12 protein-coding genes are annotated in these 13,781 nt (G+C 37.8%); 9 read left to right on the forward strand and 3 right to left on the reverse strand.

What is annotated here, in order from left to right:
• The 5 genes from hppD to ACE3RB_RS15370 form a co-directional block, all read left to right on the forward strand.
• The coding region (gene hppD, locus ACE3RB_RS15350) for a 4-hydroxyphenylpyruvate dioxygenase (protein ID WP_374465004.1) at positions 1 to 1,060 on the forward strand (1,060 nt) is incomplete at its 5' end.
• Positions 1,061 to 1,131: 71 nt separating this feature from the next.
• Positions 1,132 to 1,593 (forward strand): hypothetical protein, encoded by a 462-nt coding sequence (locus tag ACE3RB_RS15355; RefSeq protein ID WP_374465005.1) that lies wholly within the window; start codon positions 1,132 to 1,134, stop codon positions 1,591 to 1,593.
• A gap of 52 nt (positions 1,594 to 1,645) precedes the next feature.
• On the forward strand, positions 1,646 to 2,893 hold the full coding sequence (gene fahA, locus ACE3RB_RS15360) for a fumarylacetoacetase (protein WP_374465006.1): 1,248 nt from the start codon (positions 1,646 to 1,648) through the stop codon (positions 2,891 to 2,893).
• Between the two features lie 199 nt (positions 2,894 to 3,092).
• On the forward strand, positions 3,093 to 3,914 hold the full coding sequence (locus ACE3RB_RS15365; RefSeq protein ID WP_374465007.1) for a flavin reductase family protein: 822 nt from the start codon (positions 3,093 to 3,095) through the stop codon (positions 3,912 to 3,914).
• Between the two features lie 13 nt (positions 3,915 to 3,927).
• The gene (locus ACE3RB_RS15370) at positions 3,928 to 4,524 is read left to right on the forward strand and encodes a hypothetical protein (RefSeq protein ID WP_374465008.1); all 597 of its coding nucleotides are present in this window, start codon (positions 3,928 to 3,930) and stop codon (positions 4,522 to 4,524) included.
• Positions 4,525 to 4,578: 54 nt separating this feature from the next.
• Here the strand turns inward: ACE3RB_RS15370 and ACE3RB_RS15375 are convergent, their stop codons facing one another.
• Positions 4,579 to 5,091, reverse strand: a complete 513-nt coding sequence (locus tag ACE3RB_RS15375; protein ID WP_374465009.1) for a hypothetical protein — start codon at positions 5,089 to 5,091, stop codon at positions 4,579 to 4,581.
• 47 nt (positions 5,092 to 5,138) lie between these two features.
• Positions 5,139 to 5,981, reverse strand: coding sequence for an alpha/beta hydrolase family protein (locus tag ACE3RB_RS15380; protein ID WP_374465010.1), 843 nt, complete (start codon positions 5,979 to 5,981; stop codon positions 5,139 to 5,141).
• 125 nt (positions 5,982 to 6,106) lie between these two features.
• Here ACE3RB_RS15380 and ACE3RB_RS15385 point away from each other — a divergent pair, with 125 nt between their 5' ends.
• From ACE3RB_RS15385 to ACE3RB_RS15400, 4 genes are all read left to right on the forward strand, one after another.
• A complete protein-coding gene (locus tag ACE3RB_RS15385; RefSeq protein WP_374465011.1) occupies positions 6,107 to 6,880 on the forward strand; it encodes a HipA family kinase in 774 nt (257 codons plus the stop codon).
• Complete coding sequence (locus ACE3RB_RS15390; protein WP_374465012.1) at positions 6,867 to 7,250, forward strand: DUF3037 domain-containing protein; 384 nt, start codon at positions 6,867 to 6,869, stop codon at positions 7,248 to 7,250. Before ACE3RB_RS15385 ends, ACE3RB_RS15390 begins: the two co-directional genes overlap by 14 nt.
• 21 nt (positions 7,251 to 7,271) lie before the next feature.
• Positions 7,272 to 8,306, forward strand: coding sequence for an alpha/beta hydrolase fold domain-containing protein (locus ACE3RB_RS15395; protein ID WP_374465013.1), 1,035 nt, complete (start codon positions 7,272 to 7,274; stop codon positions 8,304 to 8,306).
• 193 nt (positions 8,307 to 8,499) lie between these two features.
• On the forward strand, positions 8,500 to 10,341 hold the full coding sequence (locus ACE3RB_RS15400; protein ID WP_374465014.1) for a carbon starvation protein A: 1,842 nt from the start codon (positions 8,500 to 8,502) through the stop codon (positions 10,339 to 10,341).
• A gap of 208 nt (positions 10,342 to 10,549) precedes the next feature.
• On the opposite strand, the gene ACE3RB_RS15405 is transcribed toward ACE3RB_RS15400, so the two are convergent.
• Entirely contained in the window at positions 10,550 to 13,318 is a 2,769-nt protein-coding gene (locus tag ACE3RB_RS15405) for a TonB-dependent receptor plug domain-containing protein (RefSeq protein ID WP_374465015.1), read from the reverse strand.
• Positions 13,319 to 13,781: the final 463 nt, after the last annotated feature.

Below are 13,781 nucleotides of genomic sequence, written 5' to 3' on the forward strand. Positions count from 1 at the left end.
CATTGAGTTTTATGTAGGAAATGCAAAACAGGCTGCCCATTATTACAAAACCGCTTTCGGTTTTCAGTCTGTAGCTTACGCGGGTCCTGAAACAGGAGTAAGAGACCGTGCATCTTATGTACTTCAACAGGGAAAAATCAGATTGGTATTAACAACAGGACTTAAGTCTGATTCTCCTATCAACGAACACGTAAAAAAACATGGTGACGGAGTAAAAATTTTGGCACTTTGGGTAGATGACGCTTATGCAGCTTTCGAAGAAACAACTAAAAGAGGTGGAAAACCATATTTAGAGCCTGTAACGTTAACTGATGAGCATGGTGAAGTAAGAATGTCCGGTATCTACACCTATGGAGAAACCGTTCACATGTTTGTGGAAAGAAAAAATTATAACGGAGCTTTCATGCCTGGCTATGAAAAGTGGGAAAGTGATTATAATCCTGAAGAAGCAGGCTTGTTATACGTAGACCACTGTGTGGGAAATGTTGACTGGAACAGAATGATCCCTACAGTAGAATGGTATGAAAAAGTAATGGGATTTGTAAACATCCTTTCTTTTGACGATAAGCAGATCAACACAGAATATTCTGCACTGATGTCTAAAGTAATGTCAAACGGAAACGGATATGCAAAATTCCCTATCAACGAACCTGCAGAAGGTAAAAAGAAATCTCAGGTAGAAGAATATCTTGATTTCTATGAAGGAGAAGGTGTACAGCACATTGCTGTGGCTACAAAAGACATTATCCACACTGTAACTGAACTTAAAAAACGTGGGGTAGAGTTTTTATCTGCTCCGCCGGAAGCTTATTATGATATGGTTCCCGAAAGAGTGGGCCATATTGATGAAGATCTTAAGAAACTTCAGGAGTTAGGTATACTTATTGATCATGATGAAGAAGGATACTTATTACAGATCTTTACGAAGCCTGTAGAAGACCGTCCTACTCTATTCTTCGAAATTATTGAAAGACACGGTGCGCAGAGTTTTGGCGCCGGGAATTTCAAAGCTTTGTTCGAAGCATTGGAAAGAGAACAGGAAAGAAGAGGTAATCTTTAATTTTATATTAGAAAATATAAGTTTTGTCAGGATACTGTATTCTGGCAAAACTTTTTTATAAAACACAGTATATGAGAAAATTTTTAATCGGGATTTTTCTTTTGGGAACGTTAGGGCTTAAAGCTCAATATGGAACTCTGAACGAAATCCTTAACCGACTTGAACAAAGAAAAGGCATCAATCAGCATCTTGAGAATGTAAATATTGACAATAAGAAGTTCATTTTTATTAAAGATGAGACCGATCATACGGAACGGGACTTTATTATCATTAAAGGAAATAATGCCACTTATGTAGAAGTTTTTGATGATAAGGCAACAGGAGAAAGCAGTTCCAATGTTTTCACCGGTGATGTCATCAGGAAAAAAAATATTATTTCCTTAAGAGCAGATATGCTTGAAAATAAAAAAATTCCAATGCCGGTCACCAAAACTTTATTGCTGACCCAGCAGGATAATATCCTCTACCTCATCGATGTCAATACCAGAGACAGATGGATTGATGAAGCCTCTTACTCAAAAAAGACCAAATAAATGTTCCGGGGAATTCTCCGGATGATATTTAATCTAACTAAAATCTAAACTTATGAAATCATTTGTAGACTATTCCTCAAATTCGGATTTTTCTATACATAATATTCCTTTCGGAGTCGCAGTTTTTAACAAAGAATATATCGGATGTTGTACAAGAATCGGAGACCAGGTAATTGATCTTGCCACTTTGTATGACCTCGGTTATTTTGAAGATATTGAAGGATTGGACGACAATGTTTTTGAAGCGTATACCATCAATGAATTTATTGAACTTGGAAAACCTGTTACCAATGCTGTTCGTACCAGAATCCAGACTTTATTGCAGGAAGGGTCTATTTTATCAAAAGATCAGAAAACCATTGAAGAAGCATTTTATGATCTGGATAAAGTAAAAATGATGATGCCTGTTCACATTCCGAATTATACGGATTTCTACAGCAGTATTGAACACGCTACCAACGTTGGAAAAATGTTCCGTGATCCTGCGAACGCATTATTACCTAACTGGAAACATTTGCCAGTGGGTTACCACGGAAGAGCCTCCTCAATTGTTGTTTCAGGTACAGAAATCAACCGTCCGAAAGGTCAGATGAAACCTGCAGATGCAGATAAGCCTGTTTTCGGTCCATGCAAGCAGCTGGACTTTGAACTGGAAATGGCATTCATCATCAACAAAAATACTGAGATGGGAGAAAGTATTTCTACCAAAGACTCGGAAGATGCCATCTTCGGTATGGTTATTTTCAACGACTGGTCTGCAAGAGATATTCAATCATGGGAATATGTTCCGCTGGGACCATTCCTTGCAAAAAACTTCGGTTCATCCATTTCTCCATGGGTTGTTACCCTTGAAGCGCTGGAACCATTCAGAACCACTTCTCCGGTACAGGATCCAGAAGTGTTGGATTATTTAAAATTTGAAGGCGATAAGAACTACGATATCAACCTTGAAGTATACATCCAGCCTGAAAACGGCGAACAAAACCTGATCTGCGAAAGCAACTACAAACACATGTACTGGAATATGACCCAGCAGCTGGCACACCACACCGTAAACGGTTGTAACGTAGAAGTAGGTGACATGTATGCGAGCGGAACAATTTCCGGAAGTGACCCGAAATCTTTCGGTTCTATGCTTGAACTTACATGGAGAGGACAAAATCCTTTATCATTAAGCAACGGAGAAGAGAGAAAATTCATTGAAGACAATGATACCGTTACCATGAAAGCATGGGCTGAAAAAGATGGAGTGAGAGTAGGCTTCGGGGAAGTTTCAGGTAAAATTATTCCGACACTTTAATTTTTATATAAATTTTAACTTTGCACAATACTACTATTAAACCTTATAGGTTTTGAAAACCTATAAGGTTTGATGTATGACACTGCTAGAAATATGCTGCTAAACAGTTAGTATTAGAAGTGTCATGCTGAGCGGAGTCGAAGCATCTTTTTAATATCATTTGAATACTTAAGTTAAATTAAGTGTTAAAACCAAAAACATGAAAACAGTAATCCCTTCCGAGATAACCTCTGTACAGCTACAGACCATTATGCAGACAGCCGTTTCACCGCGCCCGATTGCACTGGCTTCTACTGTGGACAAAGACGGTAACAGTAACTTATCTCCATTCAGTTTTTTTAATATGTTCAGTACGGTTCCTCCTATTCTGATTTTTTCACCTTCGAGAAGAGTACGTGACAATACAACCAAACATACCCTGGAAAATGTTCTTGAAGTACCGGAAGTGGTAATCGGAACAGTCAATTTTCCGATTGTACAACAGATTTCTTTAGCTTCCACAGAATATGAAACCGGAGTCAATGAGTTTATCAAATCCGGCCTTACAATGAAAGATGCAGATCTTGTACAGCCTAAACTGATTGAAGAATGTCCTGTCAATTTTGAATGTAAAGTTTTAGAGATAAAATCATTGGGTGATCAGGGCGGTGCAGGAAATCTTGTAATCTGTGAAGTTCAGAAAATCCATATCAGAGAAGAATATCTGAATGAAGACGGAAATCTGGATCAGAAAAAACTGGATATGGTAGCCCGTTTGGGCAGCAACTGGTATTCCAGGAGCAATGAAAACAGTCTTTTTGAAGTGCCAAAGCCATTGGTAACCAAAGGAATCGGGTTTGATCTGCTGCCGGATATCATAAAATACAGCAAAGTATTTACAGGAAACGATCTTGGAATGCTTGCCAACACCGAAGTATTGCCTGCCGGTGACTTCCATGCCGATGAAAATATTCATCTTGAGGCTCAGAAGTTACTTCTGGAAAGTAAAATTGAAGAGGCGTGGAAATTATTAATCAAATAATTGAATTGCATCCATGAAAAAATATATTTTCTTTATCCTTCTACTTATAGTTTTGCAATCATGCTATTATCCGGTAAGGAAAGATTATGGCATTTACAGTAAAACATTAGTGTTTTCTAAAGACAAAAAATGGTTGATTAATGATATCAGAACAGGGGTAGATTCGCATCACAGAGAAATGATGGGTAAAGAAACTCTTCAGCTATTTCAAAATTTAAGCAATGGTAATGCATATGATTTAAAAAAGGCAAAAGCGGGGAACCTCATTCAAAATAATATTCCATTTGAGCCGGAAAGTGAAGATCTTGAAGTACTGAAAAACAATTCTGATTTTAATTTTCTGGTAAACATCTACACAATGAAAGTGCGAAACGGTCTGGACAATTCCATTGGAACCCAGTATGAATACAAAAAAAATGAAACTTTTGCAATGATGGATGTTTATGATATTACAACCATGAAAAAGATATATTCTTTAAAAGCATATTCGGAAGTTTCTGTAGATAAAGATCAGAAAGCAACCATTTTCACTCCTACAACTGAAATGATGACTATGAAAAACTTCAGGAGTCTTTTAAAGGCAGTAAAAAAGAACGCTGTTAAAAACTGAAGACATCTTTGACAATCAATAAAAAAGGAGTGAAAATTTCACTCCTTTTTTTTATTATTTGGATTTAAGCGATTCTGAAACAGTAATTTTTCCTTTTTCAGCAAAATCTGTTACCTTACCGTTTTTATCAATAGAAACATTCAGGTTGTCATTTTTGGCATCGTAGTAAATGCTTGTTGCATATCCCGGACAGTCGTGCTGCTTACAGCCTGTCAGTTTATAAATTCCATTCTCTGATGCGATAGGCCCTTCCACATTGAAATTTTTTACCATTTCATCGTATTGGGATCCTGCTAGTTTTTTCAGTCTTTCTGATATCCCCTTATCTTCAAAGAATTTAATATCATGTGGATATTTACCTACATTCTTGGTGATAATATTATCAGGAGCCGGAGCAGAAGGAGGTGGTGTTGCAACAGAATCGTTTTTTGGAGTTGAGACAGTGTCCTGAGGCATCATCGTAGTAAGAGTATCCGTGCTGCTTACAGAAGATTCTGTTTTAGTTTCTTTTTTACATGAAACAACAAATAATGACAGCGCGAATGCGCCCGCAATAATTTTTTTCATAATAATATTGATATAGTGATTAATATATTAACGTAATTTCAAAACCTTTATTTCAATTTTTCTTTGATAAAATCAATACATTTTTCGGTTACAGTATTCAGATCTTTAGGTAAATCTGTTTCCGTCCATGGTTCTTTTGCCCCGAAAGTATGGTTGGCATTTTCAATCAGAAACAGTTCGGAATTCGGGTGGAGAATATGAAGATGCTCTGCCTGTTTTACTTCTACAGCCTCATCTTCTGTTCCATGAATAATGAGCATATGTGCTTTTGCCATTTCTGTAGCTCTCTCCACATCAAAACGGTGAATATTCTGCTCATAATCCTCATAAAACTGGTAATAATGCGGCATTTCCTGCTTGGTACGTCCGTTAACCGCATAATACACTCCATTATTTTTCCAGTTTTCAAAAGCCTCTCCTTTTGGAAACCGGTCCAGAGTATCAACACTGGCCAATGTAATCAACCCATTTATTCTTTCATCTTCAAAAGTTTTAATAATAGCAATACCTCCTCCCCTGCTGTGTCCCATCAGAACAATCTTTTCATCATCCACATGCGGGTCTTTACTAAAATGGTCAATCACTACGCCAAGATCTGAAAGTTCTTTAGAATAATTATTATTTCCAAAAGCTTCAAGATCTCCGAAACTGAACGGATCATCCGTTGTTGTTCCATTATGTGAAAAATTAAATTTGACAAAGAAAAACCCGGCTTCCGCAAATTTTTCAGCCATCAGGTTCCAGGCTCCCCAATCTTTATAACCTTTATATCCGTGAACAAATATTACTAAGGGAAGTTTTTGACCTGTGTTTTGGTAAAATGCATCAGCGAGAAAACCTTTTGTTTCCTTATTTTCCAGGTATACATTCTTTTCGGTAATCAGATTCATAACAAATTTTCCTTTCCTTTTATGATGGTAATTTATGAAAAAAACTCTGTTTTCCGGTCTTTAATTCATTATTTCTTTATTAAAAGTCAGGTCAAAGTTTATAAAAATAGCCTTATTTTTGCATCATGCAGAATTTAAGAACTGTAACCGTGATGCGTTACATTCTGCCACTGAGAGAAGGAGGATCTCTTCCCGCTCTGGCAGAAGCTGATGATGATTTCAAATATGTCTTAAAGTTCCGTGGCGCTGGTCACGGAGTAAAAATGCTGATCTCCGAACTTTTAGGCGGAAAGATTACCGAAGCCTTGGGACTTAAAATTCCTGAGCTTGTTTTTGTCAATCTTGATGCCGATTTCGGAAGAACGGAAGCCGATGAGGAAATACAGGATCTGCTGAAGTTTTCCGAAGGTCTGAACCTTGGACTGCATTATCTTTCCGGCTCTATTACCTATGACCCAGGCGTAAGTGTGGATCCGTTTCTGGCTTCGAAAATTGTATGGCTGGATGCATTCATCACCAATATTGACCGTACTTTTAAAAATACGAATATGCTGATGTGGCATAAAGAACTCTGGATCATTGATAATGGCGCCTCGTTCTACTTCCACCACTCATGGCAGAATTTTGATGCAGCCGCTAAAACACCTTTCAAATATGTGAAAGATCATGTGCTTCTTCCAAAAGCAAAAATGCTTGATGAAGCAGACAGGTTTGCCCATGAAGTTCTGAACGAAACACTATTCAGGGAAATTGTCAATATGATTCCTGAAGACTGGTTACATTGGAATGATGCTGATGAAACCCCTGAAGAAATCCGTGATATCTATTTTCAGTTTTTGAAAACCAGATTAGAAAATTCTCAAATCTTTGTAAACGAAGCCAAAAATGCAAGAGGATAAAATATATGAATATGCGGTAATACGCTTTGTACCTAAAGTTGAAAGAGAGGAATTTTTCAATATCGGACTGGTGATGTTTTCAAAAAAGGAAAAATTCATCAGAGTAGAATTTTATTTGTGCCCGGACAAGTTTAAGCTGATGCACAGCAAGTTAGATTATGAAGATATCATCCATAATCTGGAGAGCTTTCAGAAAATTGCAAATGGTGATAAAGACGGCGGCCCTATTGCACTGCTTGATATCCCGGAACGTTTCCGATGGCTGACCGCTGTAAGAAGCGCAGTCGTTCAAACCTCCCGACCCCATCCGGGAAAATCAAAAGATCTGGATGCCACTTTTGGTAAGCTTTTTGAGGAGTTAGTAAAATAACACACCCTTAAAAAATTTAATATGAATCCATCGATAAACAACATATCAATCTGCAGGTTTTTTACAAACCTGTTTTTTATTTCATTTTTAAGTTTTTCCAATTTATTTTTTTCACAAGACCTGCCATTAAGACCAACCAAAGCTCCTGCTGTAAAAAGCACATTACTTCCTGAAATAGCAGCAGTTTCTGAGGATATTGTTTACAAAACCAACAGAAAGGGTCAACCTCTCGCTCTTGATCTCTATACTCCTAAGAACAGTACTGGTGAAAGACTTCCGGTATTGATCTACGTTCATGGAGGCGGATGGGTAGAAGGCGACAAAGTGGTAAATGCCGATAACTATCTTGAAACGACTATAAAAAAGCTCATAGGCAAACAATATGCAGTGATCAGTATCAACTATACGCTTCTAAGTGACAGCATCCATTTCCCGCTGCCTTTGGAAGATACTAAAGATGCGGTAAGATGGGTTAGAAAAAATGCAGAAAAATATCATTTTGACACTAGCAATATCGGTCTTTTCGGAGCCTCAGCGGGGGCTCATCTTTCCCTGATGGCAGCTTATACACCAGACAATACCTATCTGGGTAATCCTGAGCTTTCGTCGTATTCTGCTAAGGTAAATTATGTAATTGATCATTATGGTCCTTCAGACCTCAACAAACTTTTCCACACAAGATTAGGAACAATCCCGGTGGGAATGATCGGATTAATGTCAAAGAAAATTGTCGGTTTACAGGAAAACCTGGTGAAAGGGATTTCAGGATATGATATCAGAAAAGATCAGGACAGAGCAATAGATTATCTTAAGACGATATCCCCGGTTCATTTTGTTTCAGATGGTGTTCCTACTTTAATCGTCCAGGGAAATAATGATAAAATTGTTCCCTTAAGCCAATCTAAAAAGCTTCACAGGAAATTAAACAGAGCCAAAATACAGAACACTCTGATCATCGTTGATGGCGGAGTCCATGGTTTTGGTACTACAGATAAAGACGATCTTGATAAAATAACAGATCAGATGGTAGACTTTATTCTTTCACAGAAGAAATAATATATATAAGTCTATCTAACTTATATTTAAAACACTTAAAATCAACACAATAAATAACAACAACCAACAAATATGCTAGATTGATATACATATTGGTATTTTTTATTCGGGAATTAATTACCTTGGCTAATGTTTAAATTATTTACAATAAAAACAATAATAATTTAATTATTCATCAATAAAATTAAACAATATGGATTCATTAAACAATATCAATGCACTTACCCTCATATTTGCATCTGTTCTTATTTTTGCGATCGCTTACCGGTTCTATGGTATTTTTATCGCAAACAAAGTGCTACGTTTAAACGACCAGAATACAACCCCGGCCGTCGAATTTGCAGATGGTAAAGATTATGTTGCCACTAATAAAAATGTGCTTTTCGGGCATCATTTTGCTGCAATCGCAGCAGCCGGGCCATTGGTAGGGCCTGTTCTTGCAGCACAGTTCGGATATCTTCCCGGAGCATTGTGGATTCTGATCGGATGTGTTCTGGGTGGTGGGGTGCATGATATGATTGTACTTTTTGCTTCTGTAAGGCATAAAGGCCAGAGCCTTGCCACCATTGCTTCCAAAGAAATCGGTAAAGCAACGGGAACTGTTGCAGGATTTGCCATTCTTTTCATTCTTATCCTTACACTGGCAGGATTATCATTGGCTTGTATCAATGCAATGCACGAAGCTTCATGGTCTCTGTTTACGGTAGTCATTACTATGCCTATTGCAATCATTATGGGTCTGATTATGCGCTATAAAAAGAACAGTGTTCTGTTTGCAAGTATTTTGGGAGGTATTCTTTTAGTTGCAGGAATTATCGGAGGGCACAGCCTCATGCAGAATCCTACAATGAATAATTTATTTTCATGGGATATTAAAACAATTTCCATAGCGATTCCTCTGTACGGCTTTATTGCTTCTGTACTGCCGGTATGGCTTCTTTTGGTTCCAAGGGATTATCTGTCGACCTATTTAAAGATCGGAACTATTATCATGCTTGCCATCGGTGTAATCGTTATTCACCCTACCATACAGATGCCGGCTATCACGGCTTTTGTTAATGGCGGAGGTCCTATTATAGGCGGACCTGTTCTTCCTTTTATTTTCATTGTGATTGCCTGTGGAGCGATTTCCGGGTTCCATGCTGTGATTGCTACGGGAACGACTCCAAAAATGCTTAATAAAGAAAGGGAAATTCTTTTCGTAGGATATGGAGCTATGCTGGTAGAAGGATTTGTTGCATTAATGGCTCTTATCGCAGCCTGTACCCTGATGCCAGGTGATTATTTTGCGATCAATACTCCTAAAGAAGCTTATGACTCATTCCTTGCTGCACACCCTTCTCTTCACGGAGTAGATATTGATTATTATTCGCAGAAAATAGGTATTGACCTCTACGGCAGGACAGGAGGCGCCGTATCTCTCGCTGTGGGAATGGCTCATATCTTCAATAAAATTCCATATATGGATCAGCTTACAGCGTATTGGTATAATTTTGCGATCATGTTTGAAGCCGTATTTATTCTGACTGCCATTGATGCAGGAACAAGGGTAGGACGCTTCTTTTTACAGGAAATGCTGGGTTCTGTTGTTCCGAAATTCAATGATAAAAACTGGATTCCCGGAATCATTATCAGCAGTCTTCTTTTCACGTTTGCCTGGGGCTATCTGGTATACACAGGAAATGTAAACAGCATATGGCCGTTATTCGGGATCAGTAACCAACTGTTGGCTGCCTGTGGGCTCATTGTCTGTACAACTATGCTGATCAGGATGAACCGGGGTAAATATGCCTTATGTTCTGCAGTTCCCGGGGTTTTCATGGCTGGAATTACTTTTTGGGCTGGTTATATACAGGTAACCGCCATTTACATCCCCAAAGGACAATATTTGCTGGCAGCTTTAGCGGTAACGGCAATGGTTCTGATGCTTATTGTGTTTATCGGAGCTTTCAGGAAATGGTACCAGCTGCTTCAGATCAATAAAACAGAGATTGATCATTATGGGGAACCTGTGAAGGAACTTGTGGAAAGATAGATTCACATTCTATAAATTTAAAACCATTAAGAAGGATTTAAGAGATAAAATAAAGTTAAGATGAATCATTCTGGTTTTCAACTTAAAGTGACGCTTATCTTACTACTCTTAAACTCTTATTACATCTTAATGGTTTAAAAATAATAGTTCAGAAAAAACAGTTCAGAAATTCTGAACTGTTTTTTTATAAGCATTATCGGTTATTATATTAAAAGTTGAAATTAAGCCTTGCAAAAACATATCTTCCGTTCTGTCCAAACTGTGATGTTGACCGTGAGTAAACGAACTGATCATTATTTGTAGAAGCAGGAAGGTTTTTCGTTGGATAAATATCAAACAGGTTATTGACCCCCAAAGTAAGCCCTACATTCTTGGTAAATTGATAGGCAGCAGAGATATCGGTAATGATTTTATCTCCGATCTGCTGATGTTCATTAAAATCAATGATTCCGTCTCCATTCACATCAATAACATCCGCACCTGTTACTTTTCCGAAATAGGTATTTCTCAGATAGAAGTTGGCATTTTTCCATGAAAGGGTATGCGAAAGGCTGGCTTTCACTCTTGGCACAGCTTCTTCAAGATACACTCTTGATTTTTCAGAAAAATAAATCTTTTCAAGGGAAGGAGACTGCAGCAGCCCGGCCGAATGAATTTCTCCAACCTGTTTGGTCTGGTTCAGGTTAATTGCAAAGTTATTATCCAGTTTAAATCCTGAAAATCTTGCATTATGTGAAATTACAACATCTACCCCTTTTGTTTCTGTATCAATCGCATTCGTAAAGAATTGTGCAGCATTGATTCCTAATTGGTCGTAAGCTTCCTGTGCTTTCTGAGGAACGCTTGCTCTTAGGAACTGGTCTGTAAGAATAATACGGTTATCAATTCTCGTAAAATATCCGTCTGCTGTAAAGCTAAGCCCTGCTGAAGGAATTCTGTAAGTAAACCCTACACTTGCTGACTTGGAGGTTTCCTGTTTCAGCTTTGGCATATCTAAAAGTCCTGCTAGCTGAGAATCATTACTGAAAGTTCCTACTTCCAATAATTGGTTATTCGTAAATAATGTAGAGGTTACATTATAATAAATCTGGTGGATAGACGGAGCTCTGAATCCTGTAGAACCTGCAAATCTCACATTGAAATCTGATGTAACCTTGATTCTTGATGCTAATTTATAATTGAATGTCGATCCGAAATCCGAATAGTTTTCATATCTCGCCGCAGCATCTACCAATAGCCAGTTGGTAAAGTTAAATTCCACATCCGCATAGGCTGCTACAGACTGTCTGTTTTTATCTACTGCATTTCCGGGCTTAAATCCGTTGAAAACCTGAGAACCTCCCGGAAGCAATGCTCCGAAAAAATCTGTAGGTCTTACAGAATTTCCGTTCCAAACATTCCCTGAAACGTCATATGTTGCATAAGAAGCTTCCTCTCCCTGGGTAATTTTAAAATTTTCATAACGGTGCTCACCTCCAAAGGCTACATTGATACCTTCCCATACATCATATTTTTTAGAGAAATCTAAATTGATAGTATTTTGAGAAAACCTTAAACCACCTGCATCGAATTCCCTTGGCGAAGCGAAGCGCAGAGAGGTGTTTCCTGTATTCTGAATATTATAGGTAAATGAATTCTGCCCATAGGTATTACTGAAATCAATATTCCAGCCGTCCCATTTTCCTTTTATTCCTGCGGCTAATGAAATATCCTGAATATCTGTTCCGATCTGTGGAAGATAACCATTGGGATATAATCCTGTAAAGGTTCTGCTTTCGCTTGGTCTTCTGTAAAATCCTCCGGAAGTTCCGTGCCTTAAGCTGTATCCTCCAAAAGTATATACTTTCCAGTTATCACTGACAGGCACTTCAGCATTTATAAACAGCTGATGATTATTCAGTTTAGACTGTCCTACCTGCATGTTAAAATCTTTTCTGGTTTGCCCTCTGTAAGCCAGCTCCTGATCAGTAAAATAATTAAGCTGATCTCTGGTAAAGCTCGAAGATTTCAAAACATTTTGTAGCGCAGAAATAGTATTTGCTCCCTGGATTGAATTTTGCAGATCCTGAGAAAAATAGCTTACATTCTGTGCATACTGATGAATGTAATTCACGATCTGTTGTGAATTGGGTGTATTATTTATATTAGTAAAAAGAGAAGAAAGGTTCACTCCGTCATTCAAAGCACGCTGTTCTATGGCATTATAAGCATTGTAGATAGGTCCGCTTTCTGTTCCTGCTCTATAGGTTGGATTTCTGAACTGTGAAGACCAGGTAATATTAAAGAAACCTCCTTTGGTTCCGATTTTATTTCCATAATTCAAATCCAGCTGAATATTCTGGCCGTCAAAATCTCCGGTATGGTCATTAGCAGTTGGTGTTAAATTTCCTCCGTAGCTGATCTGACCTGCCAGTTTCCCTGTATCTCTTTTCAGATCAAGATTGATAACTCCTGCAATAGCATCGGATCCGTATTGTGCGGCAGCTCCATCTCTTAAAACTTCAATTCTGTTCAAAGCGAAAGATGGAATAGCATTCAAATCGGTTCCTACCGTACCTCTTCCCGGTGTTCCGTTTACATTCACCAATGCTGAAGTATGTCTTCTTTTTCCATTCACCAGAACCAAAACCTGATCTGGTCCTAACCCTCTTAGTTGTGCGGGATCCAGGTGGTCTGTACCATCAGAATTAGTCTGAATGGTGGAAGTAAATGAAGGTGCTACGGCATTAAGGATCTGCCCTATATTCGTTTGCGGAAGAATGATTGAAGATTCTTTTACGTTGAAGACATCTACAGGAACCGCACTTTCTATCTTAGACCTGGCGCCGGCTCTTGAACCCAATATGACTACTTCTTCTACGTTATTCGTTTTTATACTGTCTTTGTTTGTTTTTATGCTGTCTTTTTCCTGTCCGTAAGTAAATACACCAAGGAAAAATAAAACAGAGGCCGAAAGAATAGTTTTTTTATTTCTCATATAGTTTAGAATTTGATAACATTTATGTTTTTACAAGGTGCAAATGTAAAATTTATTTATTAGTCTACAAAACAGATAGACTTTGTTTTTATAAAAAATCGTTATCGTTTCTTTCTATCCCTTATCTAAAGTTATAATAATTTAAGAACATTCCAATAAAAAACATTGTTTTAATAAAAGTTGAAAATTTACAATGAATTTAATAAACGCTTTGAACGCAAAGAAATCTCTCACTATTGATTTGTCTTTCGTTCGCAACGGTACTTCGCTCAGCAAGAAAATCATCTCTGCTAACTGAAACGCCTTTTTGAACATAAATATGAAACATGTGTTAATAGAAACTTTGAGAGCTTCCCGTTAAAATGAATTTAATAAACACTATGCACGCAAAGAAATTTCTTACTATTGATTAATCCTTCGTTCGCAACGGCACTTCGTTTAGCAGAGGATTTATCTTTGCTAA

Origin of the sequence: Chryseobacterium sp. (assembly GCF_041914225.1) — a bacterium.
Classification (GTDB): Bacteria; Bacteroidota; Bacteroidia; order Flavobacteriales; family Weeksellaceae; genus Chryseobacterium.

Coding starts and splice junctions, on each gene's coding strand:
- fahA (WP_374465006.1), top strand. CDS start 1,646: ATGAAATCATTTGTAGACTATTCCTCAAATTCGGATTTTTCTATACAT.
- ACE3RB_RS15355 (WP_374465005.1), top strand. CDS start 1,132: ATGAGAAAATTTTTAATCGGGATTTTTCTTTTGGGAACGTTAGGGCTT.
- ACE3RB_RS15385 (WP_374465011.1), top strand. CDS start 6,107: ATGCAGAATTTAAGAACTGTAACCGTGATGCGTTACATTCTGCCACTG.
- ACE3RB_RS15390 (WP_374465012.1), top strand. CDS start 6,867: ATGCAAGAGGATAAAATATATGAATATGCGGTAATACGCTTTGTACCT.
- ACE3RB_RS15405 (WP_374465015.1), bottom strand. CDS start 13,318: ATGAGAAATAAAAAAACTATTCTTTCGGCCTCTGTTTTATTTTTCCTT.
- ACE3RB_RS15395 (WP_374465013.1), top strand. CDS start 7,272: ATGAATCCATCGATAAACAACATATCAATCTGCAGGTTTTTTACAAAC.
- ACE3RB_RS15365 (WP_374465007.1), top strand. CDS start 3,093: ATGAAAACAGTAATCCCTTCCGAGATAACCTCTGTACAGCTACAGACC.
- ACE3RB_RS15400 (WP_374465014.1), top strand. CDS start 8,500: ATGGATTCATTAAACAATATCAATGCACTTACCCTCATATTTGCATCT.
- ACE3RB_RS15375 (WP_374465009.1), bottom strand. CDS start 5,091: ATGAAAAAAATTATTGCGGGCGCATTCGCGCTGTCATTATTTGTTGTT.
- ACE3RB_RS15380 (WP_374465010.1), bottom strand. CDS start 5,981: ATGAATCTGATTACCGAAAAGAATGTATACCTGGAAAATAAGGAAACA.
- ACE3RB_RS15370 (WP_374465008.1), top strand. CDS start 3,928: ATGAAAAAATATATTTTCTTTATCCTTCTACTTATAGTTTTGCAATCA.